Here is an 18,419-nt window from a genome sequence, read left to right as displayed (position 1 = left end):
ACTCCTACGAGGTCGGCGAGGAGAAATTCGCCAGGCCGTGGATGATCAGCCGGATCGCGGTGTCGAAGTCGCGCTCGATCTCCTCGGGGTCGTCGGGCAGGTGGCCCTGCGTCTCGGCCATGACGAAGCCCGTGACGAACGCGTGCAGCACGTCGCTGGTGCGCCGCAGCTCGGACTCCGGCACTCCGGCAAGGCGCAGGATGCGGTAGAGCGCCTGCCAGAGCGCGTGCTTGCGGTCGGAGATGATCTCGGGGTGCTGGTGGAGGTAGGCCCACAGATTCGAGTGGGTGCGGGTGTGCTCGTGATAGGCGATCGCGAGCCGCCTGAGCTGGTCCTGCCAGGGTGAGCCGTCGTCGGCGGGCAGCTTGATGCGCTGGTCGGCGGTGGTGCAGAGGATCTTGATCAGCGCCTCTTTGTTCTCCACGTGGTGGTAGAGCGACATCGGGTTGACTCGTAGCTCGGCCGCCAGCTTGCGCATGGACAGCGCCTCCACGCCGCCCTCTTCCACCAGGCGCAGTGCCGTGGTGCAGATCTCTTCGATGGTCAGGGGTGTGCCTCTGCGCGCGCTCACAGCCATACGCCGTATGGTAGCGTCAGCCATACGGTGTATGGCTAATGGAAGGGAGCAAACCCATGGCGCGGATTCCCGCCCCTAAGGGCCTGCCGATCGTCGGCAACACCTTGCAGATCCCCTCGCACGCCCCGGTCGAGCACTTCATGAAGGTGGCCTCGCAGTACGACGAGGGCATCGTCCAGTTCGAGGTCGCCGGCCGCCGGATCGTGATGGTCTACGACCCCGACCTCGTGGCCGAGGTGTGCGACGAGAGCCGCTTCGTCAAGCGCATCAGGCCGCCGCTGACGATCGTGCGCGACTTCGGCGGCGACGGGCTGTTCACCGCCGACTCCGACGAGCCGGTCTGGGGCCACGCCCACCGCATCCTCATGCCCGCCTTCAGCCAGCGCTCGATGAAGGCGTACTACCCGCAGATGCTGGAGATCGCCGAGCAGCTCGTCGCCTCGTGGGCCGCCCGCCAGGGGCAGGACCTGCGGGTCACCGACGACACGACCAGGCTCACCCTCGACACGATCTCGCTCACCGGCTTCGGCTACCGCTTCCGCTCCTTCGACTCGCCCGAGCTGCACCCGTTCCTGACCGCGATGGGCGGCGCGCTGACCGAGGCGATGCTGCGCAACCAGCAGCTCCCGATCGTGACCAGGCTCAAGAAGTCGCACGAGCGCTCCTACCGGCGCGACATCGCCACCATGCAGTCGCTGGTGGACGACGTGATCAAGCAGCGCAGGGCGGAGGGCGGCGGCGAGTCCGCCAAGGACCTGCTCGGGCTCATGATGGAGGCCGCCGACCCGCAGACCGGCGCCCGGCTGTCGGACGAGAACATCCGCAACCAGGTGCTCACCTTCCTCATCGCCGGCCACGAGACCACCAGCGGGCTGCTCTCGTTCGCCCTGTACAACCTGCTGCGCGAGCCGCACACCCTGGCCCGCGCCTACGACGAGGTGGACCGGCTGCTGCCCGGCGACGAGCCGCCCACGTACGAGACGATCATGAAGCTGGACGTCATCCCCCGCGTCCTGGAGGAGACGCTGCGGTTCTGGTCGCCCATCCCGCTCTTCAACGTCAGCGCCATCCGCGAGACCATGATCGGCGACTACCTCATCCCCGAGGGCCAGGGCGTCGGCGTGCTGCTGCCGCTGCTGCACCGCCACCCCAAGGCGTGGGAGCGGCCCGACGAGTTCGACATCGACCGCTGGCTGCCGGAGAACAGAAAGCACCACCACCCCGCCGCGTACAAGCCGTTCGGCAACGGCGAGCGCGCCTGCATCGGCCGCCAGTTCGCGCTCACCGAGGCCCGGCTCGCGCTCGCGATGATCCTGCGCCGCTTCGCGCTGTCCGACCCCTCCGCGTACCGGATGAAGCTCAAGCAGACGCTCACCTTCAAGCCCGACGGCTTCACGCTGCGGGTCCGCGAACGACGGCCGCATGAGCGCGCCGTGCCCGCCGAGCCGACCGCGCAGGAGAGCGAGCGGCAGGACGTCACGGTGACCGGGGTGCCGCTCACCGTCGCCTACGGCTCCAACCTCGGCACCAGCGCCGACATCGCCGAGCGGCTGGCCGAGCGGGCCGGGCGGGCCGGCTTCGCGGTCACCCTCACCACGCTCGACGAACTCACCCCGCCGAGCGAAGGCCTGCTGATCGTGGTCGCCTCCTCCTACAACGGCAAGGCGCCCGACAACGCCCAGCGCTTCGACGCCCTGGAGAGCCTGCCCGACCTGTCGGGGGTGCGCCTGGCCGTGCTGGGCTGCGGCAACACGCAGTGGCCGACGTACCAGGACTTCCCGCGGCGCGCGTACGACAAGCTCACCGCCGCCGGGGCCGTGCCGATCGTCGAGCGGGGCGAGGCCGACACCGACGGCGACTTCGACGGCGACGTCACCGCCTGGACCGCCCGCCTGTGGGCGGCCCTCGCCGAGGAGTACGCCGCCGACGCGGGCGGCGCAGGGCCTCGCTACCGGATGGAGGTGCTCCCCGAGACCGAGGTCAGGCCGTCGGTGGTGTCGGAACGCGCCGTGCCGTTCACGGTGGTCGCCAACGAGGAGCTGACCGGCGACCCCGAAGAACTGTGGGACTTCTCCGTCGAGGCGCCGCGCCCCGGTGTGCGCTCCATCGTGGCCAGGTTGCCCGAAGGCGTCACCTACACGGCGGGCGACCACATCGCGGTCTTCGCCAAGAACGACCCCGAGCTGGTCGAGTGGGCGCTGCGCTGCCTGCGGGTGCCGCGCGAGCAGGTCGTCCGGCTGCACGCCGACGGCGCCACCCACCTGCCCGTCGGCACGCCGGTCACCGCCGGGCTGCTGCTGACCGAGTTCGCCGAGCTGCAGGAGGTCGCCACCAGGTCCGACCTGGAGGCGCTCGCCGCGCACACCGAGTGCCCGTGGACCAAGCGGCAGCTCGCCGAGCTCACCTCCTCCTACGCCGACGAGATCCTCGCCAAGCGCATCTCGCCGCTCGCGCTGCTCGACCGCTTCCCCGCCATCGAGCTGCCGCTGCCGGTGTTCCTGGAGATGGCCGGGCCCATCAAGCCGCGCTACTACTCCGTCTCCTCCTCACCGCTCGCCGACCCTGATCTCGTCCGGCTCACCGTCGGCCTCGTCGAGGGCCCCGCCTGGTCCGGCAACGGCACCTACCAGGGCATGTGCTCGGCGTACCTGGCCGGGCTGAAGGAGGGCGACGTCTTCTACGGCTACGTACGTGTGCCCGCGCCGCCCTTCCGCCTGCCCGCCGACCCCGCCACGCCGGTCATCCTCGTCGGCCCCGGCACCGGGTTCGCGCCGCTGCGCGGCTTCCTGGAGGAGCGGGCGCTCACCGGGGCCCGCGGGCGCGCCGAGGTCTTCACCGGCTGCCGGCACCCCGAGCACGACCTGCTGTACGGTGACGAGCTGGCCGCCTGGGAGCGGGCCGACGAGGTGAACGTGCACCGGGCGTACTCGGCGGTCGCCGGGCATCCGTACCGGTTCGTCCAGGACGCCGTGGCGGCGCACGCCGACGAGGTGTGGGAGCTGCTGGAGCAGGGAGCCCACGTGTACGTCTGCGGCGACGGCCTGCGCATGGCCCCGGCGGTCCGGCAGGCCCTGCTCGACATCCACCGGGACAAGACCGGCGAGGACGGCACTGCCTGGCTGGCGGAGCTGGAGGCCCAGGGTCGCTATCAGCAGGATGTCTTCGCCTGACGCCGACCCGCTCCGGCGGCGCCTCTGTGCGCGGCGCCTCTGTGCGCGGCGCGTCTTTGCGCGGAGCGTCTGTGCGCGGCGCCGCCGTGCCAGGTCCGCCGTGCCAGCGCCCCCGTGTGCAGCGCCCCCGTGTGCAGCGCCGCCTTGTGCAGCGCAGTCCGTGTAAGCGTCGCCTTGTGCGGCGTCACCCGTGCAAGCCGGCCGTCCAGGCCCGCCGCACGCACCCTCTGCCCCACCCAGGTGCGCCGTACACAACCCCCGCCCCCGCCCAGGGCGCCGCACACGACCCCCGCCCTGTACAGGGGCGCCGTACGCGGGATCGCCGTGTGCTACGTCCGCGACGCGCGGGATCGCCGTGCGCACCCCCTGCACCGTACGGGATCGCCGTGTGCGACCCCCGCGACGTGCGCGATCGCCGTGTGCAACCCCCGCCAAGTACAGGCTCGCCGTGCATAAGCCCACTGTCCAGGGCGCGCCGCACAAAGCTCGCCGTGCAAAGCGCGGTGCGCTTGGGCGCGGCGGGCTGCCAGTGCGAGGTACGCGCGGCAGGCCTGCTTGGCTGGCTTAGGTGCGGCGACCGGCACGCTGCGCCTGGCGGGCTGTGGCGGCGGGATTAGGTGCCGGCGAGCGACGGGAATGCGTCGGCGGGCTGTGCCTGGTGGTCTGTGGCGGTGGGTTGCCGTGTGGCGAGCGGAGGGCTGCGCGTGGTCAGCCTGCGTGCGGCGCATGGCGAACCTGTGTGGTGCGGGTGGCGAGCCTGTGTGGTGCGGGTGGCGGGCTCGTGCGTGGCGTGCTGCGTGTGGCGGGCTTGTGTCGCGGTGAGCTGTGCTTTGTCGGGTGATGCGTCTTGGCGGACGCTCCCTTTATCGACAATCCGGACTTAACACAGCAATGTTGGAAATAACCGCAGCATGTACGACATATCCGTGGAACATGCTCGAAACCTTTCCACGGCAATGTGAGAGCCTCTGCGGAAAGGGGGCGGACATGCTGCTGCGTCTGAGGGTGTCGCTGCCCGACAGGCCCGGCGGTCTCGGCCAGGTGGCCAAGGCGCTGGGCACCCTGGGTGCCGACATCCTGCAGGTCACCGTGCTCGAACGCGAGGCCGGGCGGGCGGTGGACGACTTCACCGTCTCCTGGCCGGCGCCGGTGACCGCCTCCGAGGCGCGCGAGCGGCTCTCCGCCCTGCCCGGCGTACGGGTCGAGGGGGTGTGGCCGACCAAGGAGGTGCCCGGCTCGGCCCCTGACTACGACCTGCTCATGCACGTCGCCAGCGAGCCCGCCAGGGGTTTCGCCACGCTCGTGGACGCGCTGCCCGGGCTGTGCGGGGCCGAGTGGTCGCTGGCGGTGGCCGACGGCGTCGTACGGCACGCCTCGCTGGCCGCGCCCGCCTCGTTCGAGCTGCCGGAGCCGCCGCCGCGGCCGGTCACCATGGACGCCGAGAAGCTGCGCCTGCTCCTGCTGCCGGTCGCCGCCGCCGGGATGCACCTGGTGGTGGCGCGGTCCGACGGCCCCCACTTCCACCGCGCCGAGGTCGAGCGCGTGTCGCGCATCGTGGACGTGGTGTCGAAGCTGGCCGCTCGCGCCGACCCGCAAAAGCCGGCCGCCCGCGCCTGACCGGCGGCCCCGCGGCCCAGCGCGAGACGCCCGCGGCCAAACGCGGACCATGACTCGGGGCGCGCGCGGCCTGATACGGACCATGGCTCGGGACGTCGCGCGGCCCGATGCGGACCATGGCTCGGGATGCGCGCGGCCCGGCGCGGATCATTGACCGAACATTGATCTGGTCACTAACGTGGGCGTTCCGACGGTGTGCACAGCTGCCGAGGAGCCGCCCTTGACCGTCCACCAGCCCGCCATCGGCCGCTACTACGAGGACTTCACCGTCGGGGACGTCTACCAGCACCCCATGGGCCGCACGATCAGCGAGGCGGACAACACCTGGTTCACGCTCCTGACGATGAACACGAACCAGAACCACTTCAACGCCCACTTCGCCGCCAAGGCCCCCACCGGGAAGATCATCGTGAACTCGGGGCTGACCGTGGCGATCGTGCTCGGCCTGTCCGTCATCGACATCAGCCAGACCGCGATCATGAACCTGGGCTGGACCGACATCAAGCTCACCCACCCGGTGTTCGTCGGCGACACCCTCTACGCCGAGTCGAAGGTGACCGCCAAGCGGGAGTCGAAGTCGCGCCCGTACGCGGGGATCGTCACCGCCTACACGCGCGGGCTCAACCAGGACGGCGACGAGGTCATGTCGTGGACCCGCACGGTCATGGTGTACAAGCGCGACGCCCCGCACGACAAGGGCTACTTCCCCCAGGCCAAGACCGGCCCGCTCTGAGGAGGCGACCCGCATGGACTTCGAGCTGACCGACGAGCAGAAGGCGTTCCGCGAGACCCTGCGCGCGTTCGTGGACAAGGAGATCATGCCGGTCGCGATCGAGTGGGAGCACTCCGGGCGCTACCCGGCCGAGATCATCGACAAGATGAAGCAGATGGGGCTGTTCGGACTGTCGGTGCCCGAGGAGTACGGCGGTCTCGGGGCCGACATGGTCACGTTCGCACTCGTCTTCGAGGAGATCGCGCGCGGGTGGATGGGCGTGGCCGGCACCATCGGCTCCCACTCGCTGGCCTGCTGGATGATCGCCCGCCACGGCACCGACGAGCAGAAGCGCCGCCACCTGCCCGACCTCGCCACCGGCGCACGGCGCACCGCCATCGCGCTGACCGAGCCCGGCGCCGGCACCGACCTGCAGGGCATCCAGACCCGCGCGGTACGCGACGGCGACCACTACGTCGTCACCGGCACCAAGACCTGGATCACCAACGCCCGCCACGCCGACCCGCTGCCCGTCCTGGTCAAGACCTCGATCGAGGAGCCCGCGCACAAGGGCATGTCGGTGCTGCTCGTCGACCCCGACCTGAAGGGCTTCAGCGTCAGCCGCGACCTGCCCAAGCTCGGCTACAAGGGCACCGAGACCTGCGAGGTCGTACTCGACGAGGTGCGTGTGCCCGTCTCGTGCCTGCTCGGCGGCGTCGAGGGACGCGGCATGCAGCAGGTGCTGGGCGGGCTGGAGATCGGCCGTATCAACATCGCCGCCCGCGCCGTCGGCGTCGCCCAGGCCGCGTACGACGCCGCGCTCGCCTACTCCCGCCAGCGCACCGCCTTCGGCCAGCCCATCTCCGACTTCCAGGCCATCCAGCTCAAGCTCGCCGACATGGCCACGGAGATCCAGGCCGCGCGGCTGCTCACATACTGGGCCGCCTCCCAGGCCGACGGCGGCCGCCGGGTGGACATGGAGGCCGGCATGGCCAAGTACTTCGCGTCGGAGGTGGCGCTGAAGGCGTCGCTGGAGTCGATGCGCATCCACGGCGGGTACGGGTACTCGCAGGAGTACGTGGTCGAGCGGCTCTACCGGGACGCGCCGCTGATGGCGATCGGCGAGGGCACCAACGACGTACAGCGCATGGTCATCGCCCGCGCGCTCATCTCGGGCAAGGGCAAGGTCGGCTGGTGACCCCGCCGCTCCCCGGGCCGCTCGACGCCGCTGCTCATGCTGGCCGGGAGCACGCCGCGGGGGAGCGAGGAAGACCACGTCCGACCGGCCACATCCCGCCCCGGCGCCTGGTCACGGGCATGGGAACGGACACGGCCACGGGCACGGGCATGCGGGGCGCCGGCGGGGGACAGGGGCGGTTCTCGCCGGGTTCGTTCACGCCATCAGGCCCCGCGGCATGGAGGCGCGGCGGCACAGCCGTCAGGTGGAGGTGCGGCGGCACAACCGTCAGGTGGGGGCGTTCTTGAGGGGTTGTTCGCCCGTCCTCCGCGCATCGTTCAGCCGGTAAAGGGTAGGTTGGGGCGGGTGTCCGCAGCCACTTCACCCCCTGTGTCCCCGTCCGCCGTCACCTCCGCCGGCCGCCTCGCCTGGCTGGACGCCCTGCGGGGGATCGGCGCGCTGGCGGTCGTGGCCGAGCACATGCTGCCGTGGTTCGTGCCCAGCCTGCGGCCCTACTGGTTCAGTCTCGGCGTCTACGGGATTCTCGTCTTCTTCCTGGTCAGCGGCTACATCATCCCGGCGTCCCTGGAACGGCACGGCGACGTGCGGGCGTTCTGGATCAGCCGCTTCTTCCGCCTCTATCCCCTCTACCTCGCGGTCATCGCCGTCGTGCTGGCGCTGTCGTGGTGGGTGCCGGTGCGGGAGGCGGTGGTGCGCGACGGCAGCGCGGTGGCGGCGCACGCGACGATGCTGCTCGACGTGGTGGGCATCGGCGGGGTCGCCGACACCATGTGGACGCTCTCGTACGAGATGGTCTTCTATCTGGTGGTCACGGCGCTGTATCTGACCAGGGGACATGAGCGCAGCGGGACCTGGGCGATCGTGTTCGCGGTCGCGGCGGTGCTGGTGGGTCTGGTCGCGTCCGGCGCGGTGTTCGGCGGCGGATGGCCGGCGTACGTGTCGTGCGCGGTGTTCGTGCTGGGCCTGACCGGCGTGCTGGTGGGCCGCCTGCGCACGTTCTCGGCGTGCGCGCTCGGCGTGATGGCGGTGGCCTGCCTGCTGCTGAGCAGCCGGGTGCCATGGCTGGGGACGGCGGTGCTCGCGGTGATGTTCGCCGGCACGGCGATCTACCGGTGGGAGCGGGGCACGGGCCCGCTGTGGCCGGTGGCGGTGACCGGGGCGCTGGTGGTGATCGCGCCCGTGTGGGCGATCGAGAGCGGCTGGTGGTGGGTGCAGGCGGACGTCTGGCTGACCACGATCCTGCTGGCGGCGGCCACGTTCGCGGGCGGTATGGCGCTGCGGGGGCGGCGGCTGCCCAGGATCCTGGTGTGGTTCGGGCTGATCAGCTACTCGCTCTATCTGGTGCACCACCCGCTGCTGCGGTACTTCGTGCGGGTCAGCGGCGACCTGCGCGGCGAGCCGCTTGCGTACCAGCTGGTGATGACGGCGGCGGCGCTGGTCGTGATCATCGCGGTGAGCGCGGTGACGTACCGGTTCGTGGAGAAGCCGATGCAGGACCTGGGACGGCGGATCTCACGCCGGTGCCGCGGCGGGCCGCAGGGCGGCGGCGAGGTGCGGGTGCCGGGCGAGAGCACCGGCGACGACCGGGTCCTCCGCCATGAGGAACGCCAGGTGCCGCACCGCGTGAGCGACGACGTTGACCAGGGCGAATCGGTCGGGTGACGGCGCGGCGGGAGTGCTGCCGCGGGCGATCTCCAGCACCGGCGCCTCGGTCGCGGGCAGCCAGGGCTCGGGGTCGGGGCAGATGGCGTACGTGAGGACGACGGTGCCGTCCGGCTCGTAGCGCCAGCTCGTGGAATGGACGACGGTCCCGGGGTCGGCGGCGGAGATCCCGCCCAGCCGCCTGGCCGCCTCGTCCGGGCTCTCCCCGGGCCGGGGGATCGTCGAGGCCGTCCGGTACGACCAGCGGCCGCCGGCGTCCACCCTGAGCATGAGCGTCTCAACTGAGACCACGTGTCCTGCCGTCATCGCCACCAACTTACTGCCAATCATGTGCAGGTGCGTTGAACTGGCATGTCCCGTGTCGGTCTTGAAACGCCCGGGCGGCCGGGTTGTGATCGATGGCGTGTGAGGAGGTGGCCGACGGTGATGCCCGGTTTGCTGGTGTTGATGGGGTCGGGGGAGACGAGCCCGACCATGGTCGAGGTCCACCGCGCCGCGGCGCGGACGTTGCGCGCGGGGGCGCGGGCCGTGCTGCTCGACACCCCGTACGCCTTCCAGGAGAACTGCTCCGACATCTCCGCTCGCGCCCGCCGCTACTTCGCCCGCAGCGTCGGGCTCGAGGTGGAGGTGGCGCCGTCCATCGCCGGAGCGGACTGGGTGTTCTCGGGGCCTGGCAGCCCCACGTACGCGCTGGACCGCTGGGCCGCCTCCGGCGTGGCGGGCGACCTGCGCGCCCGGGTGCGCGCCCGTGAGGGCGTGACGGTGCTCGCCTCGGCGGCGGCCTGTACGGCGGGCCTGGCCACCGTACCGGTCTATGAGATCTACAAGGTGGGCGCGGACCCGCACTGGCGCGAGGGCCTCGACCTGCTGGAGCCGCTGGGCCTGCAGGCGGTGGTGATCCCGCACTTCGACAACGCCGAAGGCGGCACCCACGACACCCGCTACTGCTACCTAGGGGAGCGGCGGCTGTCGCGGATGGAGCGCGAGCTGCCGCCGGGCACCGCCGTGCTGGGCATCGACGAGCACACCGCGCTGATCATCGATTTGGCGAGCGAGGAGGTGCGGGTGGCGGGGCGCGGCGGGCTGACCGTGCGCAGGGCCGGGTCGGCGACGGTGCTGCCGTCCGGGACGCGTACGGACCTGGCCGGGCTGCGCCGCCTGGCCGAGGGCGGTACGGCGGGCGGCTCACCCGTCCTGGCGCCGCCTCAGGACCAGGCCGCGCCCGCCGAGGTGACGCTGGAGGAGTCGATCCGCTCGTGCGAGGAGACGTTCGCCGCCGCGGTGGCCGGGCGCGACCCGATGCGGGCCGCGGAGGCGGTGCTCGACCTGGAGGCGGAGATGGTCAAGTGGGCCGCCGACACCGAGGAGGACGCAGGCGGCGTCGAGCAGGCCAGGGAGCTGATGCGGCTGCTGATCGCCCGGCTCGGCGAGCTGGCCGCCGAGTCGGGCCGGCGCTCCGAGCAGCTGACCGCCCTGGTGGAGCCGCTGCTGGAACTGCGGGCCGAGCTGCGCGCGAGCGGCCGGTACGACGTGGCCGACGCCCTGCGCGCGGCCCTGGTCAGGGGCGGCGTCGCCGTCGAGGACACCCCCGAGGGCTCCCGGTGGAGCCTCGCGTGACGCCGTACGCCGGCTGCGGGGCGCGGCGCGCTCCGGCGGCGGGCCGGATCGGCCCCGGGCGCGGCCCACGAGCCGGGCAGTCCGGACTTCGGTCAGCGGCGGGGCGGTGCAGGCTTCGGTCAGCGGCGGGGCGGGTCGATGCGGGCGCCGTCCAACGTGAAGATCATGATGCGGGAGAGGTCCACGGCGACCTTGGCCGGGTCGCCCTGCCGCCAGATGGGCCGCCCGCCGAGGCGCACGATCAGGTCGGAGCGCCGGTGGACGCCGCTGCCGTTCGGGTGCTGTCCCACCCGCTCCTGCTCCTGCCACTCCTCTTCCTCGCGGGAGAGCAGCCGCCGCACCAGCCCGGTCAGCCTGCCGCCGCCCGCGGAGCCGCCGTTGGAGCGGCGGCGCTGACGCGGGTCCGGCGGCTCGGGCACCGGCACGCCCGGCATTCCGCACTCCAGGTACGCCAGCCACTCGTGCCCGTGGTACTCAAGCGCACGGACGCGCCCGAAGAACGACGGCCCCTCGTACGACTCGGGCACCGGCGCCAGCCCGTCGGGCCGCAACCCGACGAGCACCTGCCCGCCGGTGTGCTGCGAGACCGCGTACGCCCTCGGATCGCTCCACGGCATCGTGAGCCGGTGCGTGCCGAAGTCCAGCATCACGTACTGGTTCTGCGGCGTCCTGACGGTGGCCGCGAGCAGGTTCAGCTGCTGCGAGTTGAGGAACGCGGCGACGAACGCGGTGGCTGGATCGTTGTAAATCTGGGCCGGTGTGCCCACGTCCTGGAGGACCCCGCGGTTCAAGATGGCGATCCTGTCGGCCAGGGTCAGGGCCTCCACCTGGTCGTGGGTGACGTAGATGGTGGTGACGCCGAGCGACCTGACCAGCGCCGAGATCTCCATGCGCAGCTCGGTGCGCATGCCCGCGTCGAGGTTCGACAGCGGCTCGTCCATGAGGAAGAGCTTGGGCTGGCGGACGATGGCCCGCCCCATCGCGACCCGCTGCCGCTGGCCGCCCGACAGCGTGCCGGGGCGGCGGTCGAGCATCTCGTCGATGTGCAGCGCCTTGGACAGCTCGGTGACGCGCTCGCGGACCATCGCGGGGTCGGCCTTGGCGATCTCCAAGGGGAAGGCGATGTTCCCGCGGACCGTCCTGTGGGGGTAGAGGGCGCCGTTCTGGAACACCATCGCCACGTCGCGGTCGCGCGGGGCTAAGTGGTTGGCCAGCTCGCCGTCCAGCCATAGGTCGCCCTCGGTGATGTCCTCCAACCCCGCGATCATGCGGAGCAGAGTGGACTTGCCGCAGCCTGACGGGCCGAGCAGGACGAGGAACTCACCGTCCTGCGCTTGAAGGCTCAGCCGGTCGACTGCGAGATAGCCACCCGGATACACCTTGGACACTTTGTCGAGAACGACCGAGCTCATGGGCCCACACCTTGCGCGCGTGTCACCTGTGACGGGGCTGATTGAAGAGGTAGTACATCGCGCCTTAACACTCGATGTCCACCCTTGACATAAAGAATCTCATTCGGTCGGGGTTTCGGACGGGAGTTTTGGGGGCCCGAACGCCTAGATTTCCGAATCTGATGGGCGTGGAAGCAGTTGCGCAAACTTGCGGAAAGGGATTTCATAGTCGAGGCGTGCTGGGGAGACCTCGGGGGAGACCGATGACCGACTGGTGGCGAAATGCGGCGATTTATCAGGTCTACGTGCGCAGCTTCGCCGACGGCAACGGCGACGGCGTGGGCGACCTGATCGGCATCCGCGATCGCCTGCCCTATCTCGCCGGCCTCGGGGTCGACGCCATCTGGCTCACGCCCTTCTACCCCTCCCCGATGGCCGACTTCGGCTACGACGTGGCCGACTACCGCGACGTCGACCCGCTCTTCGGTACGCTCGCCGACGCCAAGGCGCTCATCGACGAGGCGCACGGCCACGGGCTGCGCGTCATCGTCGACATCGTCCCCAACCACACCTCCGACCGGCACCCCTGGTTCCAGCAGGCGCTGCGCGGCGAGCGGCGCGACCGCTACATCTTCCGCGACCGGCCGAACGACTGGGAGTCCATCTTCGGCGGCTCCGCCTGGAGCCAGGTCGAGGACGGGCAGTGGTACCTCCACCTGTTCGCCCCCGAGCAGCCCGACCTCAACTGGGACAGCGAGGAGGTGCGCGGCGAGTTCGAGTCGATCCTGCGCTTCTGGCTCGACCTGGGCGTGGACGGCTTCCGGGTGGACGTGGCGCACGGCATGGTCAAGCCGCGCGGCCTGCCCGACATCGGGCGCGGCGACCAGGCCACGATGGTCGGCAGGGAGCCGGTGCCGTTCTTCGACAACGACGAGGTGCACGAGATCCACCGCTCCTGGCGCCGGGTGCTCGACTCCTACCCGGGCGAGCGCATCGGCGTGGCCGAGGCGTGGGCGCCCACGCCCGAGCGGCTGGCCATGTACGTCCGCCCCGACGAGCTGCACCAGGCGTTCAACTTCCACTACCTGTTCGCCCCCTGGGACGCCGCCGCGCTGCGCGAGGTGATCGACGACTCGCTGGCCACGGCCGGGTCGGTCGGCGCGCCCACGACCTGGGTGCTGTCCAACCACGACGTCAAGCGGCACGTCACCCGCTACGGCAGCCTGGCCAGGGCACGCGCCGCCGCGCTGCTCACGCTCGCGCTGCCCGGCTCCGCCTACCTCTACAACGGCGAGGAGCTGGGCCTGCCCGAGGTGCTCGACCTGCCGGCCGAGCTGTGCCAGGACCCGCAGCGGCTGCGCGACCCCGACAGCGGCCGCGACGGCTGCCGCGTGCCGCTGCCGTGGACGCGCGACGGCGGCTGGCGCGACCCGTGGCTGCCCATCCCCCGGGAGTGGGCCGAGCTGAGCGTGCAGGCCCAGGAGGGCGTGCCGGGCTCCACGCTGGAGCTGTACCGCACGGCGCTGCGGCTGCGCCGCGACCTCGACGGCGACCTGGTCTGGCACGACTCTCCGGAGGGCACGCTGATGTTCTCCCGGGGCTCGTTCGTCTGCGCCGTCAACCTCACGGGCGAGCCCGTCGACTTCGGCGTGGACGGCGCGCTGCTCATCGCCTCCGACGTCCCTGGAGCAGCCGATTCGGCGGCCTGGTGGAAAGTAAAGTGTCTGCCATGAACGGTCACGCTCGCCTCGCCGACATCGCCGCCCAGGCAGGGGTGAGCGAGGCCACCGTCAGCAGAGTGCTCAACGGCAAGCCGGGCGTCTCTGCGGCGACCCGGCAGGCCGTCATGGCCGCGCTCGACCTCATGGGGTACGAGCGCCCGCCCCGCCTGCGGCAGCGCAGCAACGGCCTGGTCGGCCTGGTGACGCCCGAGCTGGACAACCCGATCTTCCCCGCGTTCGCCCAGGCCATCGAGAAGGCGTTGACCCAGCACGGCTACACGCCCGTGCTGTGCACCCAGCTCCCCGGCGGCGCGCCCGAGGACGAGTTCACCGAGCTGCTCGTCGATCGCGGCGTGAGCGGCATCGTGTTCGTCTCCGGGCTCCACGCCGACACCACCGCCCGCATGGACCGCTACACCCGGCTGACCGACCGCGGGCTGCCGATCGTGCTGGTCGACGGCTACAACGAGCACATCGACGCGCCCTTCATCTCGCCCGACGACCGCATGGCCGCCAGGCTCGCCGTGCAGCACCTCGTCGACCTCGGCCACGAGCGCATCGGCCTCGCGCTCGGGCCGCGCAGGTTCGTCCCCGTCATCAGGAAGATCGAGGGCTACCGGCAGGCCATGGCGCAGCTGCTCGGCGCGACCGACGTCGATGAGCTGATCTCCCACTCGCTGTTCTCCGTCGAGGGCGGCCAGGCCGCCGCCGCGCAGCTGCTCAGCAGGGGCTGCACCGGCATCGTGTGCGCGAGCGACCTCATGGCGCTCGGCGCGATCAGGGCGTGCAGGGAGAAAGGGCTGTCGGTGCCGGGCGAGGTGTCGGTGGTCGGGTTCGACGACTCGCCGCTCATCGCGTTCACCGATCCGCCGCTGACCACCGTGCGCAAGCCGATCGGCGCGATGGCCTCGGCCGCCGTGCAGACGCTGCTCGAAGAGGTCAACGGCGCGCCCGCCAAACACATCGAGCTGATCTTCCAGCCGGAGCTCGTCGTGCGCGGCTCCACCGGCTCGGGCCCGCTGGTCAACCGGTGAGCGGCCACGACCTGCTGGTGCTCGGCGGCTCCGGCGTCGACACCACCGTCTACGTCCCCGAGCTGCCGCTGCCGTACCGCGACACCTGCCACGTGCCGCCCGTCGCCGACCGCATCGGCAACACCGGCTCCGGCGTCGCGCTCGGCTGCCACGCGCTCGGGCTCAGCGTCGCCTTCGCCGACCTCATCGGCGACGACCCGCAGGGCGCGCTCATCCGCGACGCGCTGCGCGGCCTCGACTGCCGCTTCGGCCGCGCCGCCGCGGGCACCCGCCGCAGCGTCCTGCTCGTCGGCCCCGACGGCCGCCGCACCTCCCTGCACGACGCCAGGACCACGCCCGGCGAGCGCCTGCCGCGCGAGCTGTACGCCGGCCTGCCGGTCAGGCATGCCCACGTGTCGATCATCGACGCCTGCCGCGACGTCTTCGACGACCTCGACGGCGTGCCCGTCTCCACCGACCTGCACGACTGGGACGGCGTCAACGACTACCACGAGGACTTCGCCTACCGCTCCGACCTGGTGTTCCTGTCCGCCGCCGCGCTGACCGACCCGGCCGCCACCATGCGCGCCATCGTCGAGCGCGGCCGGGCCCGCACCGTCGTCTGCACGCGCGGCGCACTCGGCTGCCTGGTGCTCACCCGCGGCTCCGCCGTGCGCGCCTTCCCGGCCGCGCCGCTGCCCGGTCCGGTGGCCGACACCAACGGCGCGGGCGACGCGTTCGTCTCCGGCTTCCTGTACGGCACCCTGCGCGGCAGGCCCTTGGAGGAGTGTGTACGCCTCGGCGCGATCGCCGGTGCGCACGCCTGCACCGTGCCCGGCACCCACGAGTCCCCGATCAGCGAGGAGCTGCTGCTCGCCCGCGCCTGACCCTCAGCCTCTGAACGGGCGGGAGCGGTCCAGCTCCCGCCAGGTGCGGAAGACGAACGGCGGCACCGAGATCAGCACGTACACGCAGGTGAACATCAGCAGCGTCACGTCCAGGCCGGTCAGGGAGCTGAGCGACCCCGCGAGCAGGCCGCCGATGGGCATGCCCGCGTACATGGCCGCCGTCATCGTGCCGATCACCCGGGCCCGCAGCGGGGCGGGGATCCTGTCGTACTGCAGGATGCCCAGGATCGGGTTGATCGCGCCCGCCGCGAACCCCGACACCGCCGTCACCGCCAGCGCCACCGGGAACGGCGCGCCCAGGGCCAGCACCAGCACGCGCGGCACCCCGGCGAGCAGGAAGGCCAGCCCGTACGTCAGCCGCATCGGCAGGCGCTCGCCGGTGGCGCCGTACACGATGGTCCCGGCCACCGCGCCCGCCCCCAGCACGCCCGTGAGCAGGCCGAAGGCGCGCGGGTCGCCCACCACCTGGCGCGAGTAGAGCGCGAGCAGCACCTGCGTGACGCCCGTGTCCAGCAGGTTGACCACCACGACCATGACGGTGGCGCTGAGCTGCAGCCGGTCCCGCCACAGGAACGCCAGCCCGGCCCGCAGGTCGCCGAGGTAGCCGGTCGAGTGCCGCTCGCCCCGCCACACGCGCGGCACCCCCGACCCGATCAGCAGCGCCGACAGCAGGAACGACACCCCGTCCACGAACAGCAGCAGGTGCGGGCCGAACCACAGGATCAGCACCCCCGCCAGCGGCGCGCCCACCATCGCGGCCGCCCGGTAGACCCCGTCGTAAGCCGCCGCCGCCCGCTCGATGCGCACGTCCGCCGCCACCGACAGGTCGGGCAGCATGGCCTTGCGCGCGGTCTCGCCGGGCGTGGTCACCAGCCAGCGCAGGAAGAGCAGCAGCAGGAGCAGCGGATAGCCGAGCTCTGAGGTCACGAACAGCAGCGGCACGGCCAGCGCCACCACCCCGCTCGCCAGGTCGGACAGCACGCTCGTCGCGCGGTACCCGAGCCGGTCCACCAGCGTGCCGCCGAACGCGGCGGAGATCACGATGGGGAAGGTGGTGGCGAACGAGGCCAGCCCCGTCAGCACCGCGCTGTCGGTCGTCTCCAGCACGAACCAGGGGACGGCGAGCAGGGAGAGCATGTTGCCGGTGACGGATAAGGCGTTGGCGGCCAGGAAGATGATGAATGGACGCCTCACGCGATGCCCCCGGCAACGGTTGTCGCTACAGCGTTGCTCATGGGTGGCTTATGGTCAAGCGCCCCACTTTACGACTTGAGTCCCGATAAATCGGGATGATCTGCCGGTACGGCGTGCGTAAACCGATATTTCGGAAATGCCGAACGCCGGAACGGGTGACGCGCCGTCAGCTTGACCGCCGAGCGAAGCCCGGCCCCTGTGCACGCGCCAGAAGCCGAGGAGGGCGCTGTCCTGGCCGTCGCGGGCGGAGTGTGCCCGTCCGGCGGAGACCTCGGCAGACGGCGGCCTTTGCGGGCCGGATAAGCTCGTGCCCGATCCACGCGTACCACCGGGAGGCAGCCCCGATGACCGTCGCCGTCCACGTCGGCCCCGAACCCGTTCCCGTGCTCATCGACGCCGTCAGCCGCGCCGGCGGGCGGGTCGTCCCGCTGGAGCAGGCCGAGGCGATCGTCTACTACGGCAACGACGACCCGGAGGAGCTGCGCGGCATGCTGCACGAGGGCATCCGCTGGGTGCAGCTCCCGCACGCCGGCATCGAACGGTGGGCCGACGCCGGCATCCTCGCCGACCACCCCGTCTTCACCGCCGCCACCGGCGCCTACGGCCCGGCCGTCGCCGAGCACGCGCTCGCCCTCATGCTGGCCGCCGCCCGCTCCCTGCACCGCCACGCCAGAGCCACCACCTGGGGCCGCAACGACTCCCGCGTGCTGGCCGGATCGACGGTCGCCATCGTCGGCGCGGGCGGCATCGGCAGGTCGCTGACCCGGCTGCTGGAGCCGTTCGGCTGCCGCGTCGTGGCGGTCAGCGACCGCGGCGAGGTGCCGGGCGCCGACACCATCCTGCCGCGCGCCCGCTTCCGCGAGGCGCTGCCCGAGGCCGATTACGTCGTCGTCGCCGCGCCCGCCACTCCCGAGACCAGGGGGATGTTCGGCACGCACGAGTTCGGGCTCATGCGCGAGGACGCCTGGCTGGTGAACGTCGCCAGAGGCAGCCTCGTCGTCACCGACGAGCTGGTGGAGGCGCTGCGCTCGGGCGCCATCGGCGGGGCGGCGCTCGACGTCACCGACCCCGAGCCGCTGCCCGACGGCCACCCGCTGTGGACCCTGGAGAACGTGCTCATCACCCCGCACAGCGCCAACCCGCGCCCGGCCTACTGGCGCGGCCTGGCCGACCGGGTCACGGCCAACGTCCGCCACCTCATCGCCGGCGAACCCTTGGAAGGCATCGCCTCCCCCTCCCAAGGCTTCTGACCCTTGCCCTTCCCGGCGGTCTGACCGCTCTTCCCGGTTGTTTGACCGCTCTTCCCGGTGGTCTGAGCGTCCTTCCCGGCGGTCAGATCGCCCCTCCAGGCCATCTGACCGCCCCTCCGACCGGCCTGACCGCCCCTCCCACCTTCCCGCCCCTCCCGGTCGCCTGATCGCCCTCTCGACCGCCCGAGCGTCCCTTCCACCGCCGCCTGACCTCCCTACCGCCGGTTCGGCTCAGGCGCCTGCCGCGGGGAAAGGCGGGCCTCCGTATCCGGCGGTCGAGGGCTCCGCCTCCCGGCTGCCGTCGCTGAGGATGGCGGCCGACTTGCCACGCCGCCGCGGCCGTGGCGAGCTGGATCTGCTGGTGGCGGCGCGGCTGATGCCGGCCGAGC

13 protein-coding genes are annotated in these 18,419 nt (G+C 71.8%); 10 read left to right on the top strand and 3 right to left on the bottom strand.

Features of this window, described 5'->3' with window-relative positions; translation table 11 throughout:
• Positions 1–4 precede the first annotated feature (4 nt).
• Entirely contained in the window at positions 5–577 is a 573-nt protein-coding gene (locus tag AB0K67_RS06620) for a TetR family transcriptional regulator (RefSeq protein WP_364053939.1), read from the bottom strand.
• 56 nt (positions 578–633) lie between these two features.
• On the opposite strand from AB0K67_RS06620, the gene AB0K67_RS06615 reads away from it, so the two are divergent.
• From AB0K67_RS06615 to AB0K67_RS06590, 6 genes are all read left to right on the top strand, one after another.
• A complete protein-coding gene (locus AB0K67_RS06615) occupies positions 634–3,747 on the top strand; it encodes a cytochrome P450 (protein ID WP_364053936.1) in 3,114 nt (1,037 codons plus the stop codon).
• 987 nt (positions 3,748–4,734) lie between these two features.
• Positions 4,735–5,364, top strand: coding sequence for an amino acid-binding protein (locus tag AB0K67_RS06610; protein WP_364053933.1), 630 nt, complete (start codon positions 4,735–4,737; stop codon positions 5,362–5,364).
• Between the two features lie 220 nt (positions 5,365–5,584).
• Complete coding sequence (locus AB0K67_RS06605) at positions 5,585–6,097, top strand: MaoC family dehydratase (protein WP_364053930.1); 513 nt, start codon at positions 5,585–5,587, stop codon at positions 6,095–6,097.
• Positions 6,098–6,110: 13 nt separating this feature from the next.
• Entirely contained in the window at positions 6,111–7,274 is a 1,164-nt protein-coding gene (locus AB0K67_RS06600; protein WP_364053927.1) for an acyl-CoA dehydrogenase family protein, read from the top strand.
• 345 nt (positions 7,275–7,619) lie between these two features.
• On the top strand, positions 7,620–8,936 hold the full coding sequence (locus AB0K67_RS06595; protein WP_364053924.1) for an acyltransferase: 1,317 nt from the start codon (positions 7,620–7,622) through the stop codon (positions 8,934–8,936).
• Between the two features lie 426 nt (positions 8,937–9,362).
• The gene (locus tag AB0K67_RS06590; RefSeq protein ID WP_364053922.1) at positions 9,363–10,553 is read left to right on the top strand and encodes a hypothetical protein; all 1,191 of its coding nucleotides are present in this window, start codon (positions 9,363–9,365) and stop codon (positions 10,551–10,553) included.
• 119 nt (positions 10,554–10,672) lie between these two features.
• Here AB0K67_RS06590 and AB0K67_RS06585 read toward each other — a convergent pair whose 3' ends face one another.
• Positions 10,673–11,965, bottom strand: a complete 1,293-nt coding sequence (locus AB0K67_RS06585; RefSeq protein ID WP_364053919.1) for an ATP-binding cassette domain-containing protein — start codon at positions 11,963–11,965, stop codon at positions 10,673–10,675.
• Between the two features lie 242 nt (positions 11,966–12,207).
• On the opposite strand from AB0K67_RS06585, the gene AB0K67_RS06580 reads away from it, so the two are divergent.
• From AB0K67_RS06580 to AB0K67_RS06570, 3 genes are read left to right on the top strand one after another with little or no spacing between them, the layout of a single operon-like run.
• Positions 12,208–13,677, top strand: a complete 1,470-nt coding sequence (locus tag AB0K67_RS06580; RefSeq protein ID WP_364053916.1) for a glycoside hydrolase family 13 protein — start codon at positions 12,208–12,210, stop codon at positions 13,675–13,677.
• Entirely contained in the window at positions 13,674–14,699 is a 1,026-nt protein-coding gene (locus AB0K67_RS06575) for a LacI family DNA-binding transcriptional regulator (protein WP_364053913.1), read from the top strand. The genes AB0K67_RS06580 and AB0K67_RS06575 overlap by 4 nt, the downstream gene beginning before the upstream one ends.
• On the top strand, positions 14,696–15,565 hold the full coding sequence (locus AB0K67_RS06570; protein ID WP_364053910.1) for an adenosine kinase: 870 nt from the start codon (positions 14,696–14,698) through the stop codon (positions 15,563–15,565). The genes AB0K67_RS06575 and AB0K67_RS06570 overlap by 4 nt, the downstream gene beginning before the upstream one ends.
• Positions 15,566–15,568: 3 nt before the next feature.
• On the opposite strand, the gene AB0K67_RS06565 is transcribed toward AB0K67_RS06570, so the two are convergent.
• The gene (locus AB0K67_RS06565) at positions 15,569–16,780 is read right to left on the bottom strand and encodes an MFS transporter (protein ID WP_364053907.1); all 1,212 of its coding nucleotides are present in this window, start codon (positions 16,778–16,780) and stop codon (positions 15,569–15,571) included.
• Positions 16,781–17,124: 344 nt separating this feature from the next.
• Between AB0K67_RS06565 and AB0K67_RS06560 the strand changes: the two genes are divergently transcribed.
• A complete protein-coding gene (locus AB0K67_RS06560; RefSeq protein ID WP_364053904.1) occupies positions 17,125–18,030 on the top strand; it encodes a D-isomer specific 2-hydroxyacid dehydrogenase family protein in 906 nt (301 codons plus the stop codon).
• The last annotated feature ends 389 nt before the right edge of the window (positions 18,031–18,419 follow it).

The organism is Nonomuraea sp. NPDC052634 (assembly GCF_040678535.1).
Taxonomy (GTDB): Bacteria; Actinomycetota; Actinomycetes; order Streptosporangiales; family Streptosporangiaceae; genus Nonomuraea; species Nonomuraea fastidiosa.
Note: the sequence above shows the minus strand (reverse complement) of the source record. Positions and strands in the feature narration are given on the sequence as shown.

Bases quoted from the DNA above. Each gene is read 5' to 3' on its own strand.
- AB0K67_RS06580 (WP_364053916.1), top strand. From the start codon at position 12,208: ATGACCGACTGGTGGCGAAATGCGGCGATTTATCAGGTCTACGTGCGC.
- AB0K67_RS06575 (WP_364053913.1), top strand. From the start codon at position 13,674: ATGAACGGTCACGCTCGCCTCGCCGACATCGCCGCCCAGGCAGGGGTG.
- AB0K67_RS06600 (WP_364053927.1), top strand. From the start codon at position 6,111: ATGGACTTCGAGCTGACCGACGAGCAGAAGGCGTTCCGCGAGACCCTG.
- AB0K67_RS06585 (WP_364053919.1), bottom strand. From the start codon at position 11,965: ATGAGCTCGGTCGTTCTCGACAAAGTGTCCAAGGTGTATCCGGGTGGC.
- AB0K67_RS06590 (WP_364053922.1), top strand. From the start codon at position 9,363: ATGCCCGGTTTGCTGGTGTTGATGGGGTCGGGGGAGACGAGCCCGACC.
- AB0K67_RS06610 (WP_364053933.1), top strand. From the start codon at position 4,735: ATGCTGCTGCGTCTGAGGGTGTCGCTGCCCGACAGGCCCGGCGGTCTC.
- AB0K67_RS06620 (WP_364053939.1), bottom strand. From the start codon at position 577: ATGGCTGTGAGCGCGCGCAGAGGCACACCCCTGACCATCGAAGAGATC.
- AB0K67_RS06615 (WP_364053936.1), top strand. From the start codon at position 634: ATGGCGCGGATTCCCGCCCCTAAGGGCCTGCCGATCGTCGGCAACACC.
- AB0K67_RS06560 (WP_364053904.1), top strand. From the start codon at position 17,125: ATGACCGTCGCCGTCCACGTCGGCCCCGAACCCGTTCCCGTGCTCATC.